The sequence below is a fragment of the Natrinema hispanicum genome, from assembly GCF_900111485.1.
GTDB classification, from domain to species: Archaea; Halobacteriota; Halobacteria; order Halobacteriales; family Natrialbaceae; genus Natrinema; species Natrinema hispanicum_A.
In genome coordinates this window covers 1-26,028 of sequence record NZ_FOIC01000014.1, presented here as the reverse complement: position 1 = coordinate 26,028, position 26,028 = coordinate 1, and the positions used below count along the sequence as shown (strand labels likewise).

Genomic DNA, 26,028 nt, shown 5'->3' with positions numbered 1-26,028 from the left:
CCTCCACCCCTCAGTGGGGCTCACAAAAGACTCCAGACTCGAGCAGTTGGAGAGTCGTTAATCATTGGGCTCCTCGTTGTCAGTGGCGTGAGCTGAGCCAACAATCGTTCCGCAAATTCGGCCTACAGTTTCTCGAGAGCTGTTTCCAGCAGTCCATGAAACTGCCATGAGGTTTGCTCGAACGCGCTGTCTGTCGGCCCGTCCCACCGCGGAAAGCCGGCGTGGTCGCTCACCTTGACGGTCCACTCTGCCGGTTCATCGAATGGGGTTCGCGTTGGCAGTTCGACGATGTAGAGATACTCTTCGTCACCGTGAATGCCAGTGGCAGGATTCTCAACGCCGTGGCCAAGCAGGAATAACGGTTGCTCGAGATGCGCCATGTTCGACGGGTCCAGCAAATCACCCGGTTGATCAGCGCGAATGCTTCGCTCACGCCCTTCGTTCACGTAGAGGCTCATACTCGAGAGGGTCCCGAGGAAGATGAACTGCGCGGCGGCGTAGCTGGGACCACGTTCCGTTCGTGTCTTTTCGAGCAGTTGTTTGAGTCGAGCGAGGTCTTGGAGGACACTCTCAGGATAACCGTCGGAATGCCGGTAGACCTGTGCGATGCGGTTGGTTGAATCCTGTTCTGCTGCAGACTCGTTTCGGTGGACAAATCGGAGTTGACTTCGGGTTGACATCGATCTCTCCTCTCCGGCGCGAGTGCGCCGGCGCCCATCACCGGCGCACAAACAACTCCTGCGGATGGGGTGCTCTGGCGTCTAAGTACGGCTACCTCGACTCTCCGTACCAGGTTGGATACGTCTACGAGTTCGTCCATGGTGTTGGGCTTACCCTGCTCGAGACGTTCTATCCTTAGAGAAAGTCGTCAGGTTGATCACCTACTTGCTATACTAAAATATGCAGAATGACAAGTATAGAAAGATTATATAATTGCGTAAGATCAGTCTAAAATATGCCCTCCCGACGGCGCTTCCTTCGTCGAATTGGTGCAACAGCCACAACCGTATCACTAGCGGCGATGTCTGGCTGTCTGGGCGCTGGGTCCGTTCGCACTAAAGTTGGCGGTGGTTGGTCCAATACGATCGATCTCTCTTCGCCCGATGATGACGTCTTTGTCCCCCCAAACCAGTTCACCACGTACGTCAACCGAATGCGAGAGGCCTACGATGAGGTTGCGATCCCGGGGCTGGAGACCAAATCGCTCGCTGGAGACTTTGTGGGCGCCTACACACGTCAGGAGGTGATCGTTCCGGATCGTCGATTCGCCGTCCAGGATGCTGCCATTCTTGTTCACCGTCTTGACGAAACACGTTACCGTCTACGGCTCTGGAGCGCTGGTCGACTCCTCAAGAAGAACTATGAGGTCGATCCGTGGGGCCATTATAAAAAAGAGCTAGCGTTCACGCGGCTTGAGCAGGGGATCTCAGTGAAGCATAATGACAACCTCTCAACGAACCGCTCAATCTCGACGAGTGGAGGTCACGTTGACGTGGCGGGTGAAGTGGTAACAATTCCGGATGGGTATTACAACGCAGGGCTCGCAGATAATGTCCGTTACCGATCCCGCTGGGAGGGTTTTCATGCCGGTACCGTGACACTCCTCGGTGCTTGTAAGGTATCGTTCACGAGCGCAGAGGAGCAGCAACTCGAGTGGGAGATTTCGAACGGGGTCGGAATCCGGACTCCATTCTGAGTCGCACGGACTGTTAGATGGTTCGTTCCCTAGATACAATTACAGTCAAACTCTCTGTGAAAACAGATGGATCAAACCAGTGGGAGAGTTCTCTGATACCCGTCGAGAGCAAGGTTTAGTCGGGACGGCGCGTAACTTCTCTGTATGCCATTCAGCGTCAGTTGGCACACGCTTCTCGAGCATCTGGATGAGCTGCCGGCGGACGCGACACTGATCACACCGTTGTCGCACTCCCGCATCCACATCACAGATATCCAGGAACACCGCGTTATCGTCCAGTTTGACGAATCCAACGAGAAGCGTCCGCTCCAGCGCGATCAATTTGAGACACTCTACCATCAGATACAGACCGCGAACGATGGGTTCGATCTCGACCGGCTCCCGCCAGATGCTGACCCGTATCCAGCGGTGTTGAGCGTCCATCCCCGCTTCGAGATTGACGAGGATGCGGGTGTGATCGCTGAGACAGACGGGCCGACGACGACCCAACTGGCCGACACAGCACACGAACCAGACAGCAATGACGACGACCGCACCGAACCTGACGGTCTGGACGTCTACTCGGATGCCTTGCTGCTGATCGATGCACTCGAGCGCCACGACGTAACCGATCTCCCTGACTTGGAGACGGCCACCCTCGTAAATCTCTACACGCTGCTGTCGGATGTCCAGCGTGATGCTAACGACTTTCGCTAGGAGGTCGCCGATGTGCTTCTCTCACGGCTTCATCACGACCGGCCTGTTGCCGGCCAGTACGGCTCAGTCCAGCGCACGAGTCGTCGTAATCGCTCGCTCAAAGACGACGAGAAAGTCCTCTCGATGCTCGAGGCGGAAGGGATCGACCATGAGCGCGTCATGAGTGTTGATCGCCAGAAGGTCGACGAAGCACTCGACGTGACGACGCTCACCGAGTCCGATGTCTACGAGATCGATGAGAGCGAGTACGTTCGAAAGGCGGAGGTTGACGACGACGTCAAGGAGTCGCGCCTCCAGGGCTTGAAGGACCGACTTGCTGCCAGCGAGGAGGCAGAGGCTAAGGAACTGCGACAGGAGATCGAGGCACTCGAAGAGCGTATCGACGACCTCACGAGTTTCCGAGCAGGGACAGAAGTACAGGGATGACTGCTAACGGCTTTTGTGGCACCACGTGCAGAGCAAGGAATTGGCAGGGTTCCTCCCGGTCGTTCTGCAATCTGATACTGGCAGTGTCGAATTAGTCATCATCGTCCTGTGAGCGGAGTTCGATAGCCCGCTTCTCGAGTTGGCGGAGGATCGGGACACGTTGTTGGTGTTGGTTTTCGTAGGCGATGCAGGCTCGCAGCGTGTCCATATCGTTGATCGTCGCGATGCTGGCGTCGATGAGCCGTGTGTTCGGTGCTTCGAGCCGCTGTGCTGGTGAGAGGTCGCTCGAGTCTTGGGAGTATTCTGGCGTGTCGCCCATTGGATGTTGCCTCTACCCCTGTTGAGGCATGAAAAACTGTATTGCTCTATAGCTTTTTCCGCAAGTGAGAGATGACCACTTGCTACGGTAAGTACAGGGTATACAGATACCGAGTTACCGGACTTCTAACAGGCGGAGAATCAGCGAGAGGTTATCACACGATACCGAGATAAATAACTAATAACGACCCGAGGATGCCGAGAATCCCTGCTATAATCCCAAGTTGTTCCTTCTGTTGTTTAGTCATATTTGACCCTTTTCGGTGTGACTGCATAAATGTGCGGTGACTAACATCTGTTCAATATGCATGTGTAGTGACTGTATTGTTTCACGCTGAGTAGGATCAACAGCGAACATCCTCGTAGGATCTTTCTCAGTCGTGAAAGCACCTGTCTTGAATACTGTCAGAGAATGGCCATTATTAATATAAAATCACGATATTGATCACCAACAATGGATGGGGAATGGCGATAATGAGACTTCGACGCCCAACAGACTTCTTGATCCTCGAGGCACTCGAGGAGACGGGACGCAACGTTGCATCGAATCTCGAGTCGCACACGGGGAAGAGTCGGCAGAACATCAATACTCGGCTACCGGTGCTTGCAGATTATGGTCTCGTACGCAAGATCGGACCCAAAGAACGGTCTGGGCTATACGAAATCACACCAAAGGGGCAAGCCGCACTCGCTCATAGAGACGAGTACAGGAGGGTAGGGGGTTTCGAACAGTTGATCGAAGACGCGAAGTAACGACGACTAATTGAACTGCGACTGCTCCTCGAGACACATGATTGCTCTGAACGATTAGCTTGCTCTCTCGCTCTCACCAGCTGTTAGCGTTCTGCGCCATAGACGATTTTCGAGGGAGCTTCGTAGCCACAGTCAGGACAGTCGAACCATCGTTTGACCTTCGCACCATCCGCAGATTTCTGGCCGACGATGACGTCGTCGTTCGGACACTCCGGACAAGCGAGTTCGGGGGCTGGTCTGTCCCGAAGTGCATCCCGAACGCTCGTTGCTTCTTTTGTCTCGAAGCCTTGCGACCACACTGGATAGCCGTCGACGAGGATCGCTGCCCGCCACTTGTACGCGTAGGAGTCCGGGGCACGATGCAGGATGGCTCGCGCTTCAGTCACTGTGTTTCGATATGCTAGCGTGGGTGTTCGACTCTCTCGTGTCCAGTTCGTGATTCGAGGCATGATTACTCAGAAATGGACGTCTGCCGGCACGATCCAGCACGTCTCGCGCTCGTCAGTCTCCTCGAGGAGGCGATCGAGGTGTCTGCGATGACGGATGCCTGCCGCGTGCTGATCATACAAGCAGATCGACGGGCCACGGGAGGCACCGACCTGCTGGAAAGCGTGCCGAGCAAGGCCCTCGTCGCGCATGATCTCGTCGTCGTTGCGTTCCTCGAGTGCTTGCTTCACCCGGTCCAGATTTCGTTGGAACGTTTCCGTTGTAGTCTTCCAGGCCCGCTCGAGGAGTTCTTCACCTTCGTCGGACGTAACGGGTGCAGCTGTCGGTAGATCGCCCCACCGTGCTTTTCCAGCCACTGTTGTCTCCTCTTCGTCGAAGGTGACGTAGTAGTCGAACACCGCACAGGAATGCGGCTCTGCGCCAACCAGTCGATCGAACACGGTCTTTCCGGTTGACAGTGCCTCTTCTGCTGTCGATGCCTCTACCAGTGCGTAAATTAACATATGCATCTCGGATACCTCACTGCGCCGACGCTCTGATCAGTGTTCGCCTGGTCTTACCCAGTGCGCCGGCACCCATTACCGGCGCACAAAATCACTGCTGGAACGCACCTGTCTCACGGAGGAGAACGATCCGGACCGGTAGTAGCATCGACAGCGGTCATCAGGTCGCTCGACTCGTCGATGGCTTCGAAAGACCGCGAGTGCCTTCGGAGACTCGCACCTCTGCCTCGAGTGGAGTTACTGGTTGGGAGAGTGTTATAGAAAGATTCGCAGGTGATTTGCTTCAACTCCCTTTGATTGAATCAGCCGGTCAGTAGGTGTGCGAATACATCACTTGTCTGACTGCGCGTATCGGTCGTACATCCACCACGGAACATCAAGTACCAGAGCCAGTGCGACTGCTACTCCGAGTCCGACCAGTAACCCATCCGTGAGTCGAATTGCGAGGAAGACTGCGATACCGCTCACAGCAACTCTCACCACTCGATTCAGGTTCCAATCGAAAAGGGCAGATCGAAGCGCGGACATACTGTTTGGTTAGGTATCCTGAATTATAATCATTCTGTAAACCAAGGCTCTGACGAGTGCCAACTGATACACGCACGCTCTGTACTGACCACTCACTACGGAGTCCAATAAAGCGGTGACCGATTCTATGATATGCTCTTTGGTGTAGATGGAACTGGTAAGGGTACCGGAGTACCTGAACAATTCTTCTCTGAAGATGAGTTAGAAGTCGAATCTATCCGTGGGAAGTGTCCAGAGTGTGGTGAACGTCGTTCCCTGAAAAAGAAAAGGGGTGGAGATCGTGTTGAGATCCATTGCGAAGCCTGTGAGACGGAACTCCTCGAGTATGAGGGGGAACAAACGGTTACTGGCGTGAACTTCTACGAAGAAGTCGGTGGACACTCGGTTTCGTTTGCTCAGACGGGTTAGCTGAAACAGAAAGTATGGATAATATTATTTGTAGTAATATCCTATCTTTTGTTCCCGAAGTACGTTGATACCCCGCCGATAATTGCGATACCAATTCCGATAGTAATATCCTGTTCTCCACCGGAATAGGGATTCTCTTGAGGTTGTAATTCAAAACATTCCCGTTCCCTGCCTTCCCGCATCTTCTGTTCTATCTCTTCTTCTGAATCGTTTTCCACATCGATGTCTGAATTCACATACGTATAGCAATGCGATTCAGTGTTTGATTTCTCCCAATCCTCTTCGGCATCCATTTTGTTCATTCCGGCAAATGCAGTGCCTCCTCCAATGACAATAAGTAACACCCCAACAATAACCAGAGCAATCCCAGAGACTGTATAGTCTTCCATGGATTGATAAGTTATTTTATGGTATATGCATCTATCGGATTTTAGTAGTCTACAGATCTTCGAGGAGCCTCCGTCGCGTCTTCATTTGTTCATCCTTGGACTGTTTATTGTAGTGCTTATCCAGCACTTCTCTACTCACGTCCATACGGTCGCTGATTACGTCCTTGGGCGTATCTTTGTTGTAGTTGGATAGCGATTTGCCGTCAGACCGATTTCGTAGTAGTCTCATGAATGGTCTCTCAATGGTGAACCAAGTGTGTCGCTGGGGATTGGCGGATCGCCGGAATCGATAGATTCCGCGATCCGCACCGAGGACAGTACGCATCTCCGCCAGCAACTCGTAATTCAAAAGCTCGAGAACCGTCTTCTCCATCGCCAACTCGCTGCACAGCAACAGCAGATAGAGGTACTTGAGACTCGCCTCAAGCGGTACGAAAACCCAAACACACCACCCAGTAAGCAGGGTGGTACAGCTGGAACACCTGGCAACGATGACAGCGACGAGGAAGAGGACGAAGACCAAGGGGACGACGCTGGCGGCGTCAGCGTCGCCGCCAGCGACTCCCCTCTAGAACGTGACGAAGGTCACGAAGGAACAACTCGACTGCTTCCGGAACCAGAGGAGACTATTCGAGCCGATCAGGGATATTGCCCAGACTGTGAGCAAATCCTCTCTAACCCGGACAGCTACGTCTCACGGACGATATCGACATCCCCCTCCCTATTCCAACCACTGTCGTCGAGTACGAACTCGGCAAACACCGCTGTTCCTGTGGAAACGAAGTCGTTGCTGAACATCCTGACTGCCCGGAAACCGGGCGGTTTGGGCCAAATATCATGGCCCAAACCGCCCTCGGCAGATTCCATCAGCGACTGCCGAACCGCAAACAGGCGGAGCTGTTTGACTGGGAGCTCGATACACCCATCTCTCATCGGACGATCTACAACCTGACCAAGGGGTCGCAGACCGGCTGCGACCCGCGTATGACGATGTCAAAGCCCGTATTCAGGAAAGTGACGTCGTCTACTGCGATGAAACGGGCTTTCCTGTTGACGGAGAGCAACACTGGGCGTGGACGTTCGTTACTGACGAAGAAGTGCTGTTCTGGGTTGATGAGAGTCGTGGAAGCCAGGTGTTAGAGGACGTCCTCGGCGAGGACTTCGCCGAGGACTCGACGCTCAGCTGTGACGGTTGGTCAGCGTATCCGAGCTATCACACGAAGCTCCAGCGGTGTTGGGCACATCTGTTGCGGGAGGCGGAGTACGTTGCTGAGCGGTACGAGGAAGCAGAGAGATTGTCTGCGGAGTTACACGCTCTCCACGACGATTTAACGGCGTTCGACGAGGAGGATCCGTCCGCCTCCGCCCGCGAGCAAAAGCGGGCGGAGGCGTCGTTACATCTGGAAGGGCTGATCAGGGAAGACTACGAGGCACAGGAGGTCAAGAAGCTGATCGAGAAGATCAGGAACGGGTTAGGGCACTGGCTGACGTTCGTTACAGAGCCAGACGTCGAGTCGACGAATAATCGCGCAGAGCGCGCTCTGCGCGAGCAAGTTGTGCTGCGGAAGATGTTCCGGACCCTCCGCTCAGCCGAAGGGGTCCAGATTCACGAGACGATCACGACCATGTTGGCCACGTGGAAACGGCGAGGACTAGATCCGCCCGAACAGCTCCAGTCTATTCTCGGTGGAGAAGAACTCAGCTCAGGGAGAGAGGCATCACCGAGTAGTGAATTATAGTCACGCTATCCAACTACCAGAGCTCTTGACACCCGCCTTTGTTTATGACGAAATCAGGAATTATGAAGAACTGATCGTAGAGAAATCCGGAATGAAGCCGGAGCGAGTAGCACAACTCATCGACCTCTTGTTCCAGTACATTGAGGTCGTTCCTGCCGACGACTTCTATCCGGCTATCGAAACAGCAGAAGCGGAAATCGGAGATACTGATCCTGACGATGTGTTGTACCTCGCGTGTGCGATTGCCAGTGATGCTGCTATCTGGAGTGACGATTCTGACTTCGACGAACAGAACCTAGTCGAGACGTATTCGACGAGTGACGTGATCAGCTCGTTTGACACGGTTTAACTTGGTATATCTGTCTCTCAGTTTCATTCTGGACTTGGCCCATAGCGTGGCGTCCCGCAGACCTGGCACTCCCAGATTGCGTTGCCGGTCCAGGTTTCGTCGGGAACTGATTCATGATCGCTGAATCGATGCTCGGTTGTGCGTCCGCACTGGTGACACTCGAGGCGTTCTTTGGTCGGAATAACTCTGTCCTGACACTCGGGTTCACACTCGTCAGGTGTCTGCTGGAGAGCAATTGCGGGGACTAGCCACGCATCATCGCTGGCATTGTCGAGCAGCGTCGCAAGTCGCTGCTCGTTGCGAATAGCAATCCCACCTTCGTCGTAGAGATAGGTTGTTGATTCGCAGTCGCTATCCACCGCTGATTGGTCAGTCCACGATGTTCGATCATGGGCCGCTGCGAAAAGCTGCTCACCGTCAGGAGATGAGATCCGTACTGCAGCGGGTAGTACAGGCCACCGATCGGTCAATTGGGCTGCAGGCTCGTCCTCGAGATCGTAGATGATCGTGCAGTCGTCAACAATCGATTCCGTCGCACTCGAGGCAAGAAGTGTCGCAGCGGCTGCGCCTTTCGCGACAGCGCCGTAGAACGTCGACGACTCGACAAGCATGTGGACGACGCCGAGGAGTGTCCACTCTGTTGCTGGTGTGTCTGTCTCAGAAGAGCAGTCTTCGAGATTGTTAGTGAGACAGAACAGGCATTTGGTTCGGTCGGCTGGAATCGATGCCCCACAGGACCGACACTCGGTATCTGTTTCTGTTGGAGTACCCGGATATCCAGCCGTCGCCGTCTCAGCACGCTGTCGATCAGGTTCACCGTCATCATCCTCGCTGAGTGTCTCATCTGGAATATGCGACGCTTCGCCGGTCGGACGAAGCTCTTCAAAGTTAGAATCGCGATCAGTCATTGATTGGGTAGTGGGTTGTATGGTTTCACGTCTTGATCAGGTCCAGTTCAGGAGAGAAAATCTGGAAATGAGATCACTGCGACGCTATTGCTGGCGGAGTCCTGCTTCTCGAGCTTCACGGTTGCTGGCACAATGAATACACGCTGGCAAATCACCATCAACAGCGAAAACCCGGTAGTAGTTCTCTGTGACATGAGAGCCACAGCCATCACATTCTGGCATTATCCAAACCTATGTTGTTACTCCAGTAAATATCTTGTTCCAATACTTGTGTTATTTTCATCAAGAGCGTTCTATCTGAGTGTGATTGGCTCTTTTCTGGGCCTGGTATTGTTGCGGTTCAATAAGGCGTCCACAGTCCTCACAACGCGTTTCGACTGCGTTGGTGGTCACCCGTCCGTTGCATTTGGGGCACGGACTGGCGCTCGAGTTGGGCTGGACATCTTCGTCGAATATTGTCTCGTAAACCTCTCTGAAAGCCATAATGTTCACGAAGGGCAATGAGCAACTCCGACCGCCCCTCACCCCACTCGTGGGGCACAGAAACCGCTCTATCAGGAGGCAGTAGCAGAGTTTCTTTATTCAGATTTCTTTGTGAAAATCGTGGTCAGTACAGAGGCCCCATGTATCGCGGAGGTCATGAGACAAGGATCAATTCAGGACGTAACATTATTTGATTGACGGGATACTAACGCAGATATCAATAAAAGCACGAAATCAAGCGCAAGAGTCGGAATCATACCAAATATAAACAGGGATGCGATCCCCACACCTGTGACCATAGCCCCAATCAGCATCCCAGAGCCGTTTCCACTACTAGCAAGTGAACGATAGAGATGGTATCCAACACCAGCTTGGAGGACAAACAATACAATACCTAACAGGGATATCGCGGGCATTATTCACGCGTTTTATTTATGCACACATATGAATGTCGGATGATTTTAGGAAAGTTCGTGGAACAGCAAACAATCAATCCGCAGATGTAGTTCCTAAATTGCTCTACTCAGTTTCTGGCATATTTGTGAATGAAGAAGTCGTGGAACTGATTCATGCTGTGGCGAAAGCCCGGCAGCGCAACGGCCACCGGCCGTGAGCAGCCCGGACCGTGGAGGTGGTGGGAGGTGGCGGTGACTGCGTTCACACCAGCAAAAAAGGGGCTCAGGCCTGGCTATTCCCACCAGCGACCGCGCTCGGGGAAGTGAATCGTCGACCACCCGGTCACGGCCAGTGAGACACGGCCTTCGTGCCAGTTCCGGGCAGCCTTGTGAATGCGCACCTGCTCGCCTTCCTCGATCCACGGTGCGTCTGATGACTTCCAGATGGTCACACGCGTCTGGCCACTGTCATCCGCGATGAGCCCGACCTGTGCGATACTCGGATGCGAAGGATCCCACAGGGTTTCGACACGCCCTTCGATGCTCACCTCCTTCCGAGAGACCTCCTCGAGTTTCCCAATGGGGATGACGTGTCCGGGCGCCGTCTGCAGTTTCTCGAACACGTTGACGACCGCACTCGTCAGGTCTTGGCCACCGACGACGGCTTCACTCAACCGCCGGCTGATCGCTGCTCGAGACCAGCCATCCAACTGCTTTGCGAGTCGCATCGACTGCTTGTTCACGGCCGCCAACTGCTCTCGAGAGAGTTCTGTCTGGGGATCTGCTCGTTCCGGGTCTGCCATTGGGTCCACGCTCGCCGCCCGTTTCTGGAATTCCACACGCCGCGCTTCGTTCTGGTTCGTAGCGATCGTTCGTGTCCGTCTCTCACGACCCTCCTGCGTTCCTATCTCGGCCTGGGCACTGATTCGCTCGAGTTCGTCCTCTCGTGCTCGAATGCGCTCTTCCTGCTCGAGGGTGGCACCGTAAATTCGCTCATCGCTTGTATCGACGACCCCGTCTGGGTGGTTTGCATCCACCTTTGCTTGGACCTCTTGCTCGACCGTTGCCTCGAATTCCGGCGTCTCGTCGACGACCGGGAAACCGTCTTCATCGACCGCCTGCTCGTCCGCCTGTTTGAGTGCCTGTTCATCGACCGTAACGACCTTGCTACTTGAGTTGTTACTAGACATTGGAACTCACTAGTTCCGAAGGCGTTCACGCGCCTGCCACCGCGATGCCACTACATCGCGGTTTTCCGACGACACCGACCAACTAGATCTATCTGCGCGCTCGCGCTCGCGCCTTCGCGAGCGACCCTGTGGGGCGCGAGCGAGAGCGCGCCTGAATGCGGTGTTCCAACCAGCACCGCGCGGCGTCCTGCCGAGCGAAGCGAGGCAGGACTCGAGGCGCGAGCGGTGTGAGCGCCTCGGCGACCCGCCCGGAGCGAGCGGCCAGCTTTAAGCCGTTTCTCGTGTCCGGCCCGGACTGCGGGTCCGTGTCCAGCGCGACTGTCGTGAGCACGGCGAGCCGCATCGTGGCTCGGCGCGCGCAACGGTACCAAGCGCTGGAACGCGAAAGCCCGCGAGGGGCGCAACCGAAAACGCGCTTAATGCTGGCGTCGAGACCAGATTCATTTTAGCCCGGAACGGTGAGCGACGTCAGGAGCGAACCGCAGCCCGGAATGGTCGGTCGCGAAACGGCGAACGGAGTGAGCCGTGTGCGACGCAGAGGGCGGCACGCGGCGAGCGGGGCGGGCCGAATACCAAGAGCGGGCAACCAACGCAACAGCATCCCGATCAGTCCACGTGGGTGGGTCTGAAAGGGGCTGGCGCGCTCGAGGAACCCCGCCGACGCAAGCACCGCAACTTGTGAGGAGCGCAGCGAGGTCTTCGCGAGTGAAACGAGCGAAGAGCAGCAAGACGCGTGCGTCTCGCCAGGCGCGGGACTCGAGCGCGCCAGGGGCTTTCACCCATTATCGAAAACAGTGATTGCAAGCCGTTCACTGAAATCTACCCTATCACAGTTGCTTTAGTGGTCCACCCGTACACTACACGTGCGAACTTGTCGCTGCTGGAGTAGATTTGTTAGATGATGGAAATACTGCAACATTAGAATACTAACCATGACTAATTTAGTTATAGTGTTACTATGTGGGATGCTTATTATACAATTCTCAACAGGTATTTTGATGTGTATTGACGCAAGACGGCTCAATCCCAAAAATCCAGAAATGTACTGATCGGGCGTAATAGTACCTGCAGCTGGATTTGTTGTAGTATTATACTACTTCTCAGAACGAAAAAATCTTCCGAAGAAATAATCGGAAACTACATAGAAAATCTATATTTTTCTTGTCCTTTTTCTTCTTCTTCTCGTCAGGATAGACGATGATCCAGGCGGTGTCGCTGACGGGTTCACCGTCCTCGAGGTACGGCACATCGACGTCGCGATAGGCCGTAGCGGTGAGTTCCTGGGACTTCGTCAGCGGTGAGGTCAGCACCACCTCGAAGTCCGTGTAGCGACCGGCGTCGAGCATCGGAGTGATACCACGCCGCACGCCTTCAGCGTCAGTAATTTCGACGAAGCCCCCGTGAGAGAGGTCAATCTCCCGAATCACCACCGAGGACCCGTCGGATTTCTGGCCCTTGAACGTGAGCGATGCCTTCGGCCCCTCGGGCTCGACGAGCGTGATCAGCGCCGTGGCGCTGACCGGCTCGCCGTCCACGAGATACGCCTCCCCTCCGGGCGTGAAGACCGTGGCGGTGAGTTCTTGGGTCGCATCGAGGACAGGCGAGAGGTGGATGGTGACCGACTGGTGGGGGCCGGGCGGTAGGATGGCCGACTGGCCCCTGACAGTACCCTCAGCGTCGGTGACCTTGACGTAGCCCCCGTGGGAGAGGTCCACGTTGTTCACGACGACCGATTCACTGTTGGACTCCTGATCCGCAAAGGTGATTGTGGCCGTCCGCTCGACCGGGTCGAGAACCGTGACCAAGGCGGTGGCAGTGACTGGCTCATTATCGAAGAGGTACGGGACATCGATATCCCGGTACACCGTTGCTGTCAGCTCGATAATCATCGGCTCGTCCAGGTTCGCCTCCTCAGGATCCCCCCCGGTCTCTTGTTGTGTTGCCGTCGCTGCCTGCGGGTCGACCGCCGGAGAAGCCGCACCGTTCGGTTCGAAGAGCGTGATCGCCACCTCCAAATCCTCGTACAGCCTCTCGGGTTCGAGGGGCTCGGACCGGCCGACGACGCGTCCGTTCGGATCAGTGATCTCGATGAATCCGCCGTGGGATAGCTGGACCTGCTGGACTACCACGGACCGCCCGTCCGATTCCTGATCGGCGAAAGTAATCGTCGCCTCGGGCGTCGGCGGCTCCGGCGGGATAGTGATGGTGGCGGCTGCCGAGACCGGGGCGTCATCGACCAGGTACGGCTCGCCGGTCGGCATGAATACCGTTACAGTGAGCGTCTGGGTCTCGGTCACCTGCGGGGCCAGGGTGATCTCGACGTCCTCGTGAGTGCCGGCCTCGAGGTTGTCTGATTGCCCGCGGACCACGCCGTCGGTATCGGTAATCTCGATGTACCCGCCGTTCGAGAGCGTGACCTCTTGGACCACGACCGAGAGGCCATCCGAGTCCTGGTCCGCGAATGTGATTGAGGCTGACGGCTCCTCGACCGGTGAGCCCTCGAAGGCGTACATCTTCCGGTCGTTGCTACCGATGTAGGCCGTTCCGCCGGCGATGGCTGGCGAGGACCACACCCAGTCGCCGGTTTCGCCACGCCACTCCGCTTCGCCGGTCGCCGCGTCGAAGGCGTGGAGTCGACCCTGCAGGGTCCATGGATCAGTCTCAGGGACGAGTTCGTCCGCTGAACCAACGTAGACGGTGCCGTCGGCCACGCCCGGTGAGGAAAAGATTCGTCCGCTCTCGTTTGGGGCGAACTCTGTCCGTGCGTCGTGTCGCCAGATCTCGGTCCCGTCGTCGGCGTCGATGCCCGAGAGGATCCAGTAGTCCCGCAGGCGGTCGGCCGGGTCCTCCCGTGGCTCGAATCCCCACGCGGCGCTGAACACCATATCGTCGGTCACCGCCAGGTCCGACATTGCCATCATCGGCGATCGCACGAGGGACCACTGGACCGCACTGGTCACCCGGTCCAAGGCTGTAACGGTATCCTGATGAGCGTAGTAAATACTGTCGTCGGTGACCACGGGTGAAGTGCTGACCCTGGTCGGAATACTCGACTCGACGCTGCCCGTCTCAGCGTCGATGGCGTACATCTGCCCGATGGCGATCGGCTCAATGATCTCTCCCTCGATCTCGTCCCATCGGGACCTGTAGAGGCCGCTGGTGCCGGTATAGACCGTTCCGTCGACCACCGCCGGGACGTTCGAGATGGGGCCCGCTGGGGTGAACCGCCACAGTTCCTCGCCGGTATCGGCGTCGAGGGCGATCAGGTTGCCCATCTGAATCATCCAACCTGCCTCATAAACCCTGTAAGTGGTCCCGAAGTAGACCGTCCCATCAGCGACTGTGGGGGAGAACACATTGTGGGGAATCTCCTCACCGAGCCCTTCCATGGGGTCGAAGGTCCACTGGATCGACCCGGTCTCTGCATCGAGAGCGAACAGGTTCGAATTGCCGATGTAGATGGTTCCATCGGCCACTGCGGGCGAGGAAAAGACGATACCAATAGGATCGTCGACAAGGAGCCTGCGCCATTCAAGTGCACCGGTCTCGGCGTCAATGGCGCGCAGATTGCCGTCACGGCTCCCGAAGTAGACTGTTCCGTCGACTACCGCCGGCGAGGAGCTGCCGAGTGCGTCGCCCGTCGTGTAGGTCCAGCGGATCGAAACCGGCTGGCCGGGTCCGGTTTCCGGGACGGCGTGGCCCGTGTTCGCCAGGTCGTAGCGGAACTTCGGCCACTCGCCCTCGAGTTGCTGGAGCTGTGCCTGGGCCTGTGTTTGCGCGTCTGTCGCTGTCTCTTGTGCCGATGCCTCGCTCGTCAATCCGTAGGTGCCGAGCAATCCACCGCCGACGGCGGTGCCGGAGCCGTAGAGGAATTTGCGTCGGTCCATGTCTCTCCGGAACAGATGATAGTAGTTTAGAATGAACGTTCTACCAGCCCGTACTTTCCACCTACGAATCGTTCTCCAGTCCTAACGGTCCCGCACCGGGCGAGTATCCGCGAGTACACGGGCAGCAGCGGATTATTTTCCAGCGAAAACCGATTTATTGTTAGCCTAGAATAATCATCATACGTCTAGGCGTTTAGCAACACAGCTTCAGAAGCCTCTGAACGGAATGCACGGAAGAATGTCTGGTATTTATGATGTACAACTACCGAACGTTTGTCCTATCTTCTTCGTGATGAAATAAGGGAATTGCATTGCAGAACTGATGCTCTGAGGCGTGCGGGATACACAGCGCGAAAATAACGGCACCTCACCAATTCACACAAACAGCCCTCTAAGCCCCCTGTACTTACCGATTCAAGAGGGCAAAGCAATGATCCAGATGGCTTCCGATCTCGATTAGTCGATGTACTGTAATACCCACTCACGGCGATCCTCGATCGCTTGTTCTCCCTCGTCTGTAATCGCGTAATAGTTTGTGCGCCTATCGAGCTGTCCTTTTTCGACAAGGTCCTTATTCACAACCGTATCGAGATTGGGATACAGCCGCCCGTGATTGATTTCTGAACTATAGTACTGCTCGATCTCGTCTTTGACGTCCTGTCCAGATGGCTGGTCAGCGCCCGCGATCACGTACAGCAAGTCTCGTTGGAATCCTGTGAGGTCGTCCATGGCCCAGCCATTCAGGCGAGATGATATTTGTTATTCCACACGTACGTAGATGTAAGCTAATCCAACTAGTCGGTTCTTTATACCACTAGCTGACTCTCGTTCCATTCACGACATCCTGTGACTGTGACCGTAATGGAACGACATTCAAAGGATCCAATCAGTATGCACGATCAGCGATCGTAACCGTCTCACTCCGAACTCGAAGGTAATTCACCGACGTACTGATCTTCCCACTCCCGACGGTCCTCGAGTTCGCGTCGGCCACGCGCTGTGATCGTGTAGTAGTTCGTTCGCTTGTCGGCCTTGCCTTTGTAGACGAGCTCTTTGTCGACGACCGTATCGAAATTCGGATACAGCCGCCCATGGTGGATCTCGTTCTCGTAGTACTCCTCGAGTTCGCCTTTGATCGAGAGGCCCTGAGAATCGTCTTGGCCGGCGATCACGCACAAGATGTCAACGTTGGAAGCGGATGAATCCACTTTGGCGCAGAAAAACTGCCACCACTGTGGCTTACTCGTCCCACAACCTGGTAATTCGTTCTTCGATCTTGTCAAGGACGACCCGCAGTACATCCCGATGATCGCTTGGCCACGAACTGTCCTCACCGGGTGTCGGGGCAGTGGGCGGAGGATGAAAGTGGTCTCGCGTATTGTGAGGGTTCGGATGCCGGTCCCACCGGCACTCCCAGGCGTGGTCTGGATGCACCTCTCGGTAATGGATTTTGAAGTCGTCGTTCGTGTACCAGCGAACAGTGAGACTCGCCTCCTCCACGGTTTCAGGATAGTACGATGGTGCGAGTGTTACATAGAGTTCAAGATGCCCGCTCGAATCCGTGATCGTCGCTCGAGCGACCTGAGCAGTGGCTTGGAGGCGTGTCTGAAGAAACTCGAGCACTGGGCGGTCGATAGGCGCGGGGCTACGTCCATCTCCTGCAGGCGGCGTCATCGATGGGATTACCCGGATGCTTGGTCGGTCTCAGCGCCAGCACGTTGCTGACGGGCGCGTTCGTAGCGCTTGCGCTCATCTCGAGCGGTCGCCCAGTCGGCAAGGTCGCTATACACATCGTCGATCGTCCGTTCGTCGCTCGTCTCTGCAGCATCGACAGCGTCGACGGCTGCCGGCGTTGTGGCATCGTACGTGTCTTCGTAATCGGTAATCCGTGTCGTGAGCGTGCGGACGTGCTCTTGGAGTTCGTCGACGGTGTGCTCGGCAGCAAGTTGGTTGATGCGCCGCCACTGGAAGTATGCATCATTACGCTCGTAGGTCGTCGGATGGCCATCGTGGCGCGTGACGATCCCGAGGTCGCTGAACCAGCCCAGATATTTTCGGGCTGTCTTCGGGTCGCATTCGGCCTGCTCTGCGATAGCGCTCGCCGTTGCAGGCTCGCGGGTCTGAAGGATTGTCCCGTAGATACGCTGTTCAACATCATCGTCACGAAACGCATCCTCAAAGGATGGGGGGCCGTCTGGAGACTCTGTATTGGACATACTCGATCTTGCGCGGCTACCGATATAATTCTTACTTCGAGGAATAGTTTCCCGATTCGATCCAACACGCACGCTCAGCGGCCGCGACCGTCTCACTCCGAACTCGAGAAGACATCTCCAACGTACTGATTTTCCCACTCTCGACGGGCCTCGAGTTCGCGCCGACCACGCGCTGTGATCGTGTAGTAGTTCGTTCGTTTGTCGACCTCGCCTTTCTCGACGAGCCCTTTGTCGACGACCGTATCGAGATTCGGATACAGCCGCCCGTGGTGGATCTCGTTCTCGTAGTACTCCTCGAGTTCGTCTTTGATCGCGAGGCCATGCGGCTCGTCTTGGCCGGCGATCACGTACAAGATATCACGCTGGAATTTGGTGAGATCGTACATATCTGAATGTGAGTATATTGACTGATGAATTTTCCGGGGCCAACTGGCACCACAGAAATGTCCTTTTCACTATCCCCAGCGATTTCCAAGGGACACAACATGTTACAACCACAGGGCATTCCGAAGTGGTGGTGACTGTTCCTGTGTGAAGGGAAAGTTTCGCCCCTGCCTCACTCGCTCGGCCACTTTTGACGCACCACTCGGAACGTGCTGATCGCAGGACGGACTACCCTTTGAGGCGCTGGAGCAATTGCGTGACGTAGGGACTGTTCTCCCAGCTCCGGTGTGGGCTAATCGTTGTGATCAGTATTCTCGCTTCCTCCTTGGTCATATTCCCGTTCCGGGAGTAGTCGCAGATGAGCCGCGGCGTCGGGACGATCCGCGGCCCCTGAAGCACGGCGTGGATGAGTGGAAAGTTCGTTCCGCCGAACTCGTCGGTGAGAAAGCCGTCGACGGCGAGTGCGTTCGCGAGGACGATACCATCAGTTTCGCCGTCATCGAGGCCGAACGTCGGCCGAGAGTCCGGGGTATCGTCGCGTTCGTAGGGATCCTCGACCGTGTAGTGGTTGCGGGCCGCGAGGACGTTACTCGCAGCCGCGGCGTGGATATCCTGATACTGTGTGATGTCGCAGAGTTCTTCGATCACTTCCGGTGGCACAAACACGTCACAAGAGGTGAGAAGGTACTGGAGTGGGTCCAGAGCGCCGGTGTCAACGGCAGCGTCAGCACGGGGCACGGCAAGACTGACGAGTGCACTGGTGTCGGCGACGACCGTTCGCAGTCGTGGACCGCTCATCGATCGTCGTCTGCCGCGGTGTCGACCGTCGTCACATCGCCCTCATAGACGTCGACGTCGTCGGGGGCAGCGAGATCGAGTGGCTCGTCTTCGAGGTCCGCTTTGAGGAGGCGGAGCCGCTGGGCCGTCTCAGCACCGACCAACTGCTTGACCGTCTCGAACTCGAGCTGGTCGTCGTAGTACTTCGTCGCGACGAGTTCCTGGAACGTCTCGCTGTCGGCAGTGTCTTCGATGTACTCCCGGATGGCCTCGACAAGGAGATCCGTCCGGTCCTTGTCAAAGAGATCGGCGATCGCATCGAGTCGGTTGACGAGATACTCCGGTGACTGGAAATGAACTCGTCGTGGATCGTCGCTCGTGCTCATTCTATGTGCAAGTTCTGCACATAGAGTGATAACGGTTTCGGCGTATGCACAGAGCATGCACATTAAAGTCTCAGAGTCAGGAATCGGACACTCCAAGATCGGCACGTACAGAGTCTGTGAAGACTTCTACCCCACCACCTTCAACAGTATGAGAACCGATGGGCGACAGCGTCGGTTTCAGGGCTCCTCGAGCAGTGACCGGGCACGTTGCACGTAGCTGTTTGCGTCCCAGCTGCGGGCATCGCTGATCTCGTCGAGAATAGCACGAGCATCGGCAGCTGACAGCTGTTCGGTGCGAACGAGTACTGAGAGCAGCGTTGGCGTCGTGACGAGCCGGGTATCGGCGAGCGAGGCGTGGACCAGGCCGAGTTGATTGAACTCATCACAGAGCAATAGTGTGGCGTCGAGGTCATTCGCGAGGGTGACAGCAGCGTTTTCGCCGTCATCAAGCGGAAATTCGGCGTCGAGATCGACCGATCGTACCTCGAGCGTCTTAGTTCGGTCGAGGACGGTCGTTGCAGCCCGACCGTGTACATCATCATACGAAGCAATCTCTCGGAGTTCCTCGATGACCACTGTTGGGACGATAACCTCGTAGCAGGACAGACAGAGCCCGAGTGGATCGGGGTCGTCGTCAGCAACGACCCCGAGACTCACGAGGGCAGAGGCGTCAGCGACGAGCGTCGACATTTATGCGTCGGCGACCTCGTCGATGAAGTCCTCGTCCAGCTGCTGTTTCAACACCCGGAGGTTCGCTGCCTCTTCGGCACCGACGAGCGCTTTGAGTTGCTCGAAGGAAATCTCGTCGTCGTAGTAGGCAGCTGCGATTTCCTGCGTGAGCGCGTCGTCATGGGCCGCCTCTTGGAGGTACTCTCGCAGCGCAGTCACGAGGATATCCGTCCGGTCTTCCCCGAGGACGTCTGCGAGGGCGTCGGTCCGGTCGATGAGTCGGTGGGGCGCCCGGAACTGGACGCGCTTTTTGTCGCTACTCATTATGTGTACATTGTGAGCCAGTTCACTTAGCAGTTATCGTGTGTACGATGTGAGCCACGTTCCCCTCACGTCGACGACCGGTCGGCCGATCGTCAGTCAGATACAATATGCTTCTCGAGGTCGCGCGTCCAGTAGGTGGCTGGCCCACCGGGACTACACCTTGCACACCGCTGTAGCGAGTCCTCGAGATGGCCGAGTTCGACGCGGAACCGCGTGAGCGCCGCGAGCGCGTCGACGATGAGTCCGCAGCCATCGCAGGTGCAGTGATCGAACTCGTCAGGGTCCGGCTCCGTCTGGATAGCGCAGTCGACACAGATAGGGTGAGAGACTCGCTTGTCTTTTCCCCAGGTATGTGCCTCACCGGCCTCGGTGCCGGGCAAGGCGTCGCAGAAGGCACAGCCAGCGAGCGTCTGCTGCATCACTCACCCTCCTTGTCGGCGTTGCGGGCCGCCGTCCAGCCTTGATGGAAAACAGCAAGCTGAGTGCTCGAGTCAAAAGCGGTCCCACTTGGCTCGTGGATGAACACCCGCTTGCCAGGGACCGGCGTCACCACACCGGTATCGATGAGTTCCGTAACGAGCTGTCGGGCGGTTGTCTCGCCGAGATCTGCTGTTACAACGCGAGTTGCATCCTGATCACGGGCAACGAGTCTGGCCTCGAACCGGCTGTAATCGTCTGCAGTGTCGTCAATCGGATTTGGATCAGTCATTGGAAATTCCATGACGGCTCACTGTTGAGCGCGCCTCGTGCCTCATGGCGCCAAAAATTCACTGCTGGAAGTACGGTCAGAGGGACCGTATCAGAAGGAGAATACAGAGATCAAGCAACCGTTCAATTAGGAGTAACCGGGTTCACTCTGGAATCGTCTCCTCGAGTTTTGGAGGAAGTCGCTGAAGACAGGTTTCCAGAAAGCTTAGCGGCGCTTCTGCTTCGAGATGTCCTGGTTCGTGGGTTAATTCCTTATCGGTCTCGATCTGGAAATGGGTTGTCCCAAGGTCTTCATGATCATCGTCTTTGTGCCATCCCAAGCTGACTACGTCATCAGCCCACTGAACACGCTGAACATCAATGTCGGCACGTGGCCGCCATGTGACCTCAAAGGTGGCCTGCTGCCGTGGGAATTCTTCGCCTAAGAATATCTCAGTCTCGACGTCAGCAACGACAGATCGAGGCCGGAGTCGAGATGGTCGATACCAAACATCGGAAAACCCCGGTTCTTTTTCGAGTCGTTCTTTGAGGCGACGAAGTCCTTCGCGCCGAGTGAATCCTCGGCCACCAGCAAGAAAGAGTACCATCTTTCCCTAGCCCTCTTGGGGAAGCGTATCTGAACCACGATTTGCGAGACGCGGATCTGCATCAAGTCGCGTTAGTGAACTCTGAAGGCTGATCGCAAGCTGAAGTGCTTCACGTACCTGAATGTTGTATTCCCATTCTTCGATCACTTCGAGGCGCTCGCGTCGATCGTCAGCCGACAGATCCTCACGTCCAATGCTCTGTCGAAGTTTTTCGAGAGATTCAACATTATACGTTGACTTCCACGAGTCGATTTCCTCACCAATCGCACGCAGTTCATTAGTGAGTTCGTCTACTGACTGCTCTTCAGCAAGGGAACGAACTTCACGGAGGAAGTGCGTAATCTCATCGGGCTTGTAGCATGTGCCGTCAGCTGTTTCAATGGCCTCGAGCTCTCCTTGATCAGCCATTCGATCAAGGTATTTAACAGCCGTATCTCTCGAGACATCCGCCTCTTCGGCGATCCAACCAGCATTCCGTGGTGTCGTTCGCGTCAAGGCGACATGCCTGACACGGTCTGCACTGTCCATCTCTTCTGGCCACACCTGTGATCGGTCGCTCATTGCTCTCTTTATGACCTCTTCGAACTAATAGTTTAGTGTCGGTCAGGATTATTTTGTATTCCAATGCTGGAAGTACAGTCAAGTCGAAGACACTGCGTGATGCGTATGGAGTCAGTGATCGATATTCAACAGCGGGCTGGAGTACTGACGGCTGGTGATTACCTCTTGCTGGTCCGGCGACCTGTTCGCAGTTGCCACGTCGGCTTCACCCTGAACGTATCTGGCTCCTCAACAGGATGGGTATGACTCTGATTCGTCGCCAGTGACGCAGGCTGTGCGAGGCGGTTGATCAGTTCATCACGTACGTCCGTCGACCACGTGTAGCGAGAACAGAGAGCGAAGGGTCGTTTCTAGATGGCCAAGAACAGGATCTTTCAGGGTGCTGCTGCACCGACACTCCCATTCGATCCTGCAAACGGGATATCAATTTCAAGACCGTCGTAGGCCAGTTTCGGCTTCTTTGCCTGACCAGGCCCGCCATTTTCAAACTCAATGACGCCGATGTCTTCGAGTTCGGAAAGGTTCCGATGGACCTGTTTGTAGTCTCGCTCCACCAGGTCAGCGGCTTCGCGGATGCTCTCGGGCTGGTGTTTAGAGATTGCTTCCAACAACTCTAGATTCTTTGGGCTAAGAAGGCGACTGAGCTCTGTATACGATCCGAAGTTCAACACCGGCTGGGCATCGTCAAGGTCTTCACCCTCTTGGGCAGCCTTGATGCGGCTACGCGTGCGCTGGTTGAGGCGATCACGTTCACCGACGGTGACTTTGAGCGTGGGCATGGTGTATACCTCCTGGAGACGTCCTACTCCGACCAGTTCCATGAGACAGGCGACATCTCCTCGGTTTCGCGTTGAAAGCGATCGTAGAGCGTCAACATCCCGGGGAATTCGATGATTTCAACATCGTTTCGGGTGTGGCGCTCATGGCCTTTCGTCAGTTCATGGGCGTTGTCGTATCGAAGGATGGTGTCGCCGCCGACTTCCCCGTGGTGTAGGCTGTAGTCCCATCCACACGGGTACTTCTTATCCTCCGTCTGCCGGATGGTCACATCGATGACGTACCCATCTTCGACATCCTGCCAATCTTCGATGGTAGTGTAGGACGCCATCCGTCATCTTATGTGATTACCTCCATAGGCATAAACCTATGGACTTCATAACATAGGTGTGTGGTTTGCTTCTTTGCAAGAGCATGAGCCGCTTGACCAACCAGATTCAGAGACATTGAGAACGAGTTCACCTCTTGCTGGTCCGTCGACCTGTTCGCAGTTGTCACGTTGGCTTCACCTGGAACGTATCTGGTTCTTCAACAGGGTGGGGATGACTCTGATTCGTCGCCAGTGACGTGGGCCGTGCGAGGCGGTTGATCAGTTCATCACGCACGTCCTGCCGAGACATCGTCTGTTCGTGCCAGCCGAGCCGTTCGTCGTAATGACGCTTCCTGAAGAGATGGCCAGTCGTCTCGGCGGCGATGTACTGGGTTCGTTTGACTCCCCAGACGTTCGACGATCGATACTCGGCACCGACGTCTGCATGCGTGAGTTCAACGAGAACACACTCGACGAACGAAATGAGTGACTCTCGACTCCGGTCGTTCGGAACCCGTAACTCGAGGCCGGACCAGGGTGGTTCAGTGGGCTGTCGGTGGGTTGGTGCTCGATCAATACCACGGTCTCGCGGGTGCTGTCGCTCAGAAGTCATACGCTATCTCGGGGCAGTTCGATCGCCCCGCACCCTTCCCAGGGACGAAAAACACGACCTCACAGTCACGAGGGTATCGGTGGGCCGTTGTCTGTTTCTTTATTCTGAACGGCTCACGAAACTCGCGGTCAGTACAAATAACATACTTACTTCGGCCGAATGTAGTCGGATATGTGCAACGCCGCCACGCCCTCCTCTCCGCGACGGCCGTGTTGTCCGGGTTCTCCGGCTGTATCGCCCCGTTCACGTCTAGCGGATCCCTCAGAGAGGTGAGTGTCGAACTCCGGAATGCGGACGATGGAGCGCGGACGTTCCACCTCGCGCTCGAAACCGAAGCTGGCATGCTAGACTGGGGGTCACACCGTGTCGACGCGGGCGTCGACGAGATAGTGACAATGGCTCCGGATGAAGACGTCTCCCCGGTCGCGTTACACGGAGTCGTTGAGGATTTCGCAGGGAGCGTCGATATCTTGGGTGTTGATGATCTCGACGAGAACTACTGTCTCCAATTCCATTTCTGGTACTCGCATCCAAGCGACGAGCAACCGCAGTTGGCTCAGGTCGCCGACATCGAATGCTAACCGTGAACCTATTCTGCCGATAGATTCGCAGACTTACTTACCGAGTTGAGTGCCTTACTCTGAATTGAAGAAACGATCCTCGCAACGACTGTTACTTGGAGCTCTCGCCGAATAATCGTCCCCACAAAGAGGATGTCTCTGAAGCGGTGTCACAGTCAGACGCTGTGTCGACTTGTTCTTCTCGAGTCTGCTTGATCTCTCGGTTACGCTCTGCAAGTTCGGTTTTGAGATCCTCGATCGTTGCCTCGAGGAGATCGATGCGCTCATTTTTCTGTTCGAGCGTGGCCTCGAGTTCGTCGACACGGCCAGTCAACAGTCGGTTCTTCTCAATCAGATACGCACGATTCTGCTTCCGATCCGATTTGTCACGGCTAGCAGTGGTCGACGGCTCGCTCGTTCTGGGAGCAGATTCGGTTGCCGTCTCTCGAGTGTCCGGATCGTAGAACTCAGAGATACTCGCAACCGCTCGTTCGATGGTCTTCTCGCCGTACGTAGAGCCGTCAGCATAGTCGCTAGTTGTCCACTCTGGCTCAGGACTCCAGCAGCTGATACGTAGTACTGAGTGAAGCGGGTGAATCAGGTCCCTGATTCATCCGCTGTCCGGATACGCACCTGATGAACCTTCCACAACTCAAGCAGGTGCTTACAGATCCGGACGAGTTCATTACGAATAGCCAACTCAAGACTCTTGCTCTGGAGGTGCTTGAGTTGATTCCGATGCCAGGAATCGAGGGCTCGCCCCTCGATTCCGGCGATATCATGGAAGTCGTGCTCCGTGCAGCTGTCGGGACAACCTCGGTCAACGGCGTCACGACCAACACAGACGAGACACCCAACAGAGAACCTGTCATGGACTGGCTCCATACTCTCGACAAAGAGCCGATGCTGGACGCTGTCAACGATATTCTCGCGACAATGGCAATGGCGGTTCTCGACCGGTCGCGGTCGAGAACCGTCTGTATCGACTTCATGGACAACCCGTTTCACGGGCACCCAGCGGACGAAGACGAGTTCAGGCGAATGCAAGCGCGTGATGGCACGACGAAGTGCCATCGGTACTGCACGGCGTTCGTGCTCGCGCAGGGAAAGCCGCTGACGCTGGCGGTTGAACCGGTTGCTGGCGACGATAGCGCAGCCGACGCGGTCGAGCGCGTGCTCGCCCGCGTCGAACTATATTCGTTCGAGCTCGACCAGATTCTCATGGATCGAGCAGCCTACGTCGGCGAGGTGATTGGCGTGCTCCGGGCGACAGCGCCGCCAGTCTTCCCGGTCAAGACCGGGAAAGACTCGCTCCGGAAGAAACTTTCAGCGACAGCGTCGTACATGACCGAAGAGACGATCTGTGAAGGCAAAGAGCACGAACAGACGTTTCCGCTGGCGGTGAACGTGACCTACCAGAACGGTGATCGCGGGAAGTCAGGACTCAAACAGACTGGATACGCGGCGTACGGTCTGGAAGACCGCACGCCGCGGCAAGTGGCACGGATCTACAACAACCGCTCACGGATCGAGAAGAGCTACGAGAAGTTCAGGGAAGCGCGGGCCCTTACGACGACGCCATCGACGACAATTCGGCTCTTCTACGTGGGTGTAGGGTTCCTGTTAGAGCAGTTGTGGCTGGTGGTGCAGTGGGCAGTGCTCGCCCGGCCACGGCGTGGCGGGCGAGCACTCCCGGTAGAGTTCACGTTCAGTGATGCGTTTCTCCATGGGATCGAACGGGTGTTGGACGACGAGCTCGGCTGGAAGACCAAGCATCGGACGAACGGGGAAGGACTGCCACCAGGATACGAGCACGGACTCGGGTGAGCCGCCTCGCTTCGGTCGAAGCGAGGCTGGCGGGGAGCAACAGCTGTCTTCTGAGAGCGGTTTGAGCGATGGCCACAGCGGCAAGTAACCAGATCTTTGACTCATCTTCCAGTCTCCGTAGTGCCAAAAGTGTCCTTCGTCTCATTTCGGCGTTCTCACCATATCAGACCAGCCTCTTGCTGCCGCCGCTATCGAGAGAGTGGACAACTAGCGA

At 56.1% G+C, this 26,028-nt stretch carries 29 protein-coding genes and 4 pseudogenes; 7 read left to right on the top strand and 26 right to left on the bottom strand.

The features are described 5' to 3' along the window. Window positions 1-122: 122 nt before the first annotated feature. Window positions 123-680 carry a hypothetical protein gene (locus BSG09_RS13090; protein ID WP_092933823.1) on the bottom strand — a complete coding sequence of 186 codons (558 nt, stop codon included), beginning with the start codon at window positions 678-680 and terminating at the stop codon, window positions 123-125. A 473-nt stretch (window positions 681-1,153) separates the two neighbouring features. Between BSG09_RS13090 and BSG09_RS13085 the strand changes: the two genes are divergently transcribed. After that, window positions 1,154-1,696: a hypothetical protein gene (locus BSG09_RS13085; RefSeq protein ID WP_092933888.1), complete on the top strand. Its 543-nt coding sequence runs from the start codon at window positions 1,154-1,156 to the stop codon at window positions 1,694-1,696. A 144-nt stretch (window positions 1,697-1,840) separates the two neighbouring features. Continuing rightward, a pseudogene (locus BSG09_RS13080) lies at window positions 1,841-2,818 on the top strand (hypothetical protein). Between the two features lie 91 nt (window positions 2,819-2,909). On the opposite strand, the gene BSG09_RS13075 reads toward BSG09_RS13080, so the two are convergent. After that, on the bottom strand, window positions 2,910-3,137 hold the full coding sequence (locus tag BSG09_RS13075; protein WP_092933821.1) for a hypothetical protein: 228 nt from the start codon (window positions 3,135-3,137) through the stop codon (window positions 2,910-2,912). 473 nt (window positions 3,138-3,610) lie between these two features. Here BSG09_RS13075 and BSG09_RS21305 point away from each other — a divergent pair, with 473 nt between their 5' ends. Then, window positions 3,611-3,889, top strand: coding sequence for a hypothetical protein (locus BSG09_RS21305; RefSeq protein WP_092933886.1), 279 nt, complete (start codon window positions 3,611-3,613; stop codon window positions 3,887-3,889). An 83-nt stretch (window positions 3,890-3,972) separates the two neighbouring features. Here the strand turns inward: BSG09_RS21305 and BSG09_RS13065 are convergent, their stop codons facing one another. From BSG09_RS13065 to BSG09_RS13045, 3 genes are all read right to left on the bottom strand, one after another. Next, window positions 3,973-4,338: a DUF7568 family protein gene (locus BSG09_RS13065; protein ID WP_092933819.1), complete on the bottom strand. Its 366-nt coding sequence runs from the start codon at window positions 4,336-4,338 to the stop codon at window positions 3,973-3,975. A gap of 6 nt (window positions 4,339-4,344) precedes the next feature. Continuing rightward, window positions 4,345-4,845 carry a hypothetical protein gene (locus tag BSG09_RS13060; protein ID WP_092933817.1) on the bottom strand — a complete coding sequence of 167 codons (501 nt, stop codon included), beginning with the start codon at window positions 4,843-4,845 and terminating at the stop codon, window positions 4,345-4,347. A 971-nt stretch (window positions 4,846-5,816) separates the two neighbouring features. After that, entirely contained in the window at window positions 5,817-6,164 is a 348-nt protein-coding gene (locus BSG09_RS13045; protein WP_092933811.1) for a hypothetical protein, read from the bottom strand. A gap of 256 nt (window positions 6,165-6,420) precedes the next feature. Between BSG09_RS13045 and tnpC the strand changes: the two are divergent. Together tnpC and BSG09_RS13035 are read left to right on the top strand one after the other, a co-directional pair. Continuing rightward, a pseudogene (gene tnpC / locus BSG09_RS13040) lies at window positions 6,421-7,903 on the top strand (IS66 family transposase). Between the two features lie 16 nt (window positions 7,904-7,919). After that, window positions 7,920-8,252: pseudogene (locus tag BSG09_RS13035) on the top strand (PIN domain-containing protein); the annotation flags it as partial. Window positions 8,253-8,275: 23 nt separating this feature from the next. On the opposite strand, the gene BSG09_RS13030 reads toward BSG09_RS13035, so the two are convergent. From BSG09_RS13030 to BSG09_RS12925, 20 genes are all read right to left on the bottom strand, one after another. Continuing rightward, window positions 8,276-9,160 (bottom strand): biosurfactant protein 1, encoded by an 885-nt coding sequence (locus BSG09_RS13030; protein WP_092933807.1) that lies wholly within the window; start codon window positions 9,158-9,160, stop codon window positions 8,276-8,278. A gap of 84 nt (window positions 9,161-9,244) precedes the next feature. Then, complete coding sequence (locus BSG09_RS21845; protein ID WP_425607638.1) at window positions 9,245-9,382, bottom strand: DUF7563 family protein; 138 nt, start codon at window positions 9,380-9,382, stop codon at window positions 9,245-9,247. Window positions 9,383-10,331: 949 nt separating this feature from the next. Beyond that, complete coding sequence (locus BSG09_RS13020; protein ID WP_092933803.1) at window positions 10,332-11,228, bottom strand: DNA-binding protein; 897 nt, start codon at window positions 11,226-11,228, stop codon at window positions 10,332-10,334. A gap of 1,100 nt (window positions 11,229-12,328) precedes the next feature. Continuing rightward, the gene (locus BSG09_RS13005) at window positions 12,329-15,115 is read right to left on the bottom strand and encodes a DUF7282 domain-containing protein (RefSeq protein ID WP_092933801.1); all 2,787 of its coding nucleotides are present in this window, start codon (window positions 15,113-15,115) and stop codon (window positions 12,329-12,331) included. A 456-nt stretch (window positions 15,116-15,571) separates the two neighbouring features. Then, window positions 15,572-15,844, bottom strand: a complete 273-nt coding sequence (locus BSG09_RS13000) for a PadR family transcriptional regulator (RefSeq protein WP_008458077.1) — start codon at window positions 15,842-15,844, stop codon at window positions 15,572-15,574. A gap of 188 nt (window positions 15,845-16,032) precedes the next feature. After that, the gene (locus BSG09_RS12995; protein ID WP_223174829.1) at window positions 16,033-16,323 is read right to left on the bottom strand and encodes a helix-turn-helix transcriptional regulator; all 291 of its coding nucleotides are present in this window, start codon (window positions 16,321-16,323) and stop codon (window positions 16,033-16,035) included. A 31-nt stretch (window positions 16,324-16,354) separates the two neighbouring features. Then, the gene (locus BSG09_RS21725; RefSeq protein ID WP_092933797.1) at window positions 16,355-16,789 is read right to left on the bottom strand and encodes a hypothetical protein; all 435 of its coding nucleotides are present in this window, start codon (window positions 16,787-16,789) and stop codon (window positions 16,355-16,357) included. 8 nt (window positions 16,790-16,797) lie between these two features. Continuing rightward, window positions 16,798-17,331 (bottom strand): DUF7342 family protein, encoded by a 534-nt coding sequence (locus BSG09_RS12985; RefSeq protein ID WP_092933795.1) that lies wholly within the window; start codon window positions 17,329-17,331, stop codon window positions 16,798-16,800. Between the two features lie 92 nt (window positions 17,332-17,423). Next, complete coding sequence (locus BSG09_RS12980; RefSeq protein WP_092933793.1) at window positions 17,424-17,717, bottom strand: PadR family transcriptional regulator; 294 nt, start codon at window positions 17,715-17,717, stop codon at window positions 17,424-17,426. A 226-nt stretch (window positions 17,718-17,943) separates the two neighbouring features. Next, a complete protein-coding gene (locus BSG09_RS12975) occupies window positions 17,944-18,513 on the bottom strand; it encodes a hypothetical protein (protein WP_092933791.1) in 570 nt (189 codons plus the stop codon). Beyond that, complete coding sequence (locus BSG09_RS12970; protein WP_092933790.1) at window positions 18,510-18,878, bottom strand: hypothetical protein; 369 nt, start codon at window positions 18,876-18,878, stop codon at window positions 18,510-18,512. The genes BSG09_RS12975 and BSG09_RS12970 overlap by 4 nt, the downstream gene beginning before the upstream one ends. Before the next feature lie 177 nt (window positions 18,879-19,055). Continuing rightward, entirely contained in the window at window positions 19,056-19,568 is a 513-nt protein-coding gene (locus BSG09_RS12965) for a hypothetical protein (protein WP_092933788.1), read from the bottom strand. After that, window positions 19,569-19,871 (bottom strand): hypothetical protein, encoded by a 303-nt coding sequence (locus tag BSG09_RS12960; protein ID WP_092933786.1) that lies wholly within the window; start codon window positions 19,869-19,871, stop codon window positions 19,569-19,571. A 92-nt stretch (window positions 19,872-19,963) separates the two neighbouring features. Continuing rightward, window positions 19,964-20,290: a DUF7558 family protein gene (locus BSG09_RS12955; protein WP_092933783.1), complete on the bottom strand. Its 327-nt coding sequence runs from the start codon at window positions 20,288-20,290 to the stop codon at window positions 19,964-19,966. Further along, window positions 20,290-20,580, bottom strand: a complete 291-nt coding sequence (locus BSG09_RS12950; protein ID WP_008015364.1) for a hypothetical protein — start codon at window positions 20,578-20,580, stop codon at window positions 20,290-20,292. Before BSG09_RS12950 ends, BSG09_RS12955 begins: the two co-directional genes overlap by 1 nt. A gap of 142 nt (window positions 20,581-20,722) precedes the next feature. Continuing rightward, complete coding sequence (locus tag BSG09_RS21300; protein ID WP_254799183.1) at window positions 20,723-21,166, bottom strand: hypothetical protein; 444 nt, start codon at window positions 21,164-21,166, stop codon at window positions 20,723-20,725. Between the two features lie 6 nt (window positions 21,167-21,172). Next, window positions 21,173-21,727, bottom strand: coding sequence for a DUF7342 family protein (locus BSG09_RS12940; RefSeq protein WP_008015366.1), 555 nt, complete (start codon window positions 21,725-21,727; stop codon window positions 21,173-21,175). Window positions 21,728-22,101: 374 nt separating this feature from the next. Further along, on the bottom strand, window positions 22,102-22,506 hold the full coding sequence (locus BSG09_RS12935) for an HVO_A0114 family putative DNA-binding protein (protein WP_092933884.1): 405 nt from the start codon (window positions 22,504-22,506) through the stop codon (window positions 22,102-22,104). A 23-nt stretch (window positions 22,507-22,529) separates the two neighbouring features. Then, window positions 22,530-22,835 (bottom strand): toxin-antitoxin system TumE family protein, encoded by a 306-nt coding sequence (locus tag BSG09_RS12930; protein ID WP_092933780.1) that lies wholly within the window; start codon window positions 22,833-22,835, stop codon window positions 22,530-22,532. A gap of 163 nt (window positions 22,836-22,998) precedes the next feature. Then, window positions 22,999-23,427, bottom strand: coding sequence for a hypothetical protein (locus tag BSG09_RS12925; protein WP_092933778.1), 429 nt, complete (start codon window positions 23,425-23,427; stop codon window positions 22,999-23,001). A gap of 173 nt (window positions 23,428-23,600) precedes the next feature. Here BSG09_RS12925 and BSG09_RS12920 point away from each other — a divergent pair, with 173 nt between their 5' ends. Then, window positions 23,601-24,008: a hypothetical protein gene (locus BSG09_RS12920; protein WP_092933776.1), complete on the top strand. Its 408-nt coding sequence runs from the start codon at window positions 23,601-23,603 to the stop codon at window positions 24,006-24,008. 91 nt (window positions 24,009-24,099) lie between these two features. On the opposite strand, the pseudogene BSG09_RS21840 reads toward BSG09_RS12920, so the two are convergent. Continuing rightward, window positions 24,100-24,522, bottom strand: a pseudogene (locus BSG09_RS21840) (phage NrS-1 polymerase family protein); the annotation flags it as partial. 101 nt (window positions 24,523-24,623) lie between these two features. Here BSG09_RS21840 and BSG09_RS12910 point away from each other — a divergent pair. After that, window positions 24,624-25,814, top strand: a complete 1,191-nt coding sequence (locus tag BSG09_RS12910) for an ISH3 family transposase (protein WP_006181000.1) — start codon at window positions 24,624-24,626, stop codon at window positions 25,812-25,814. Window positions 25,815-26,028: the final 214 nt, after the last annotated feature.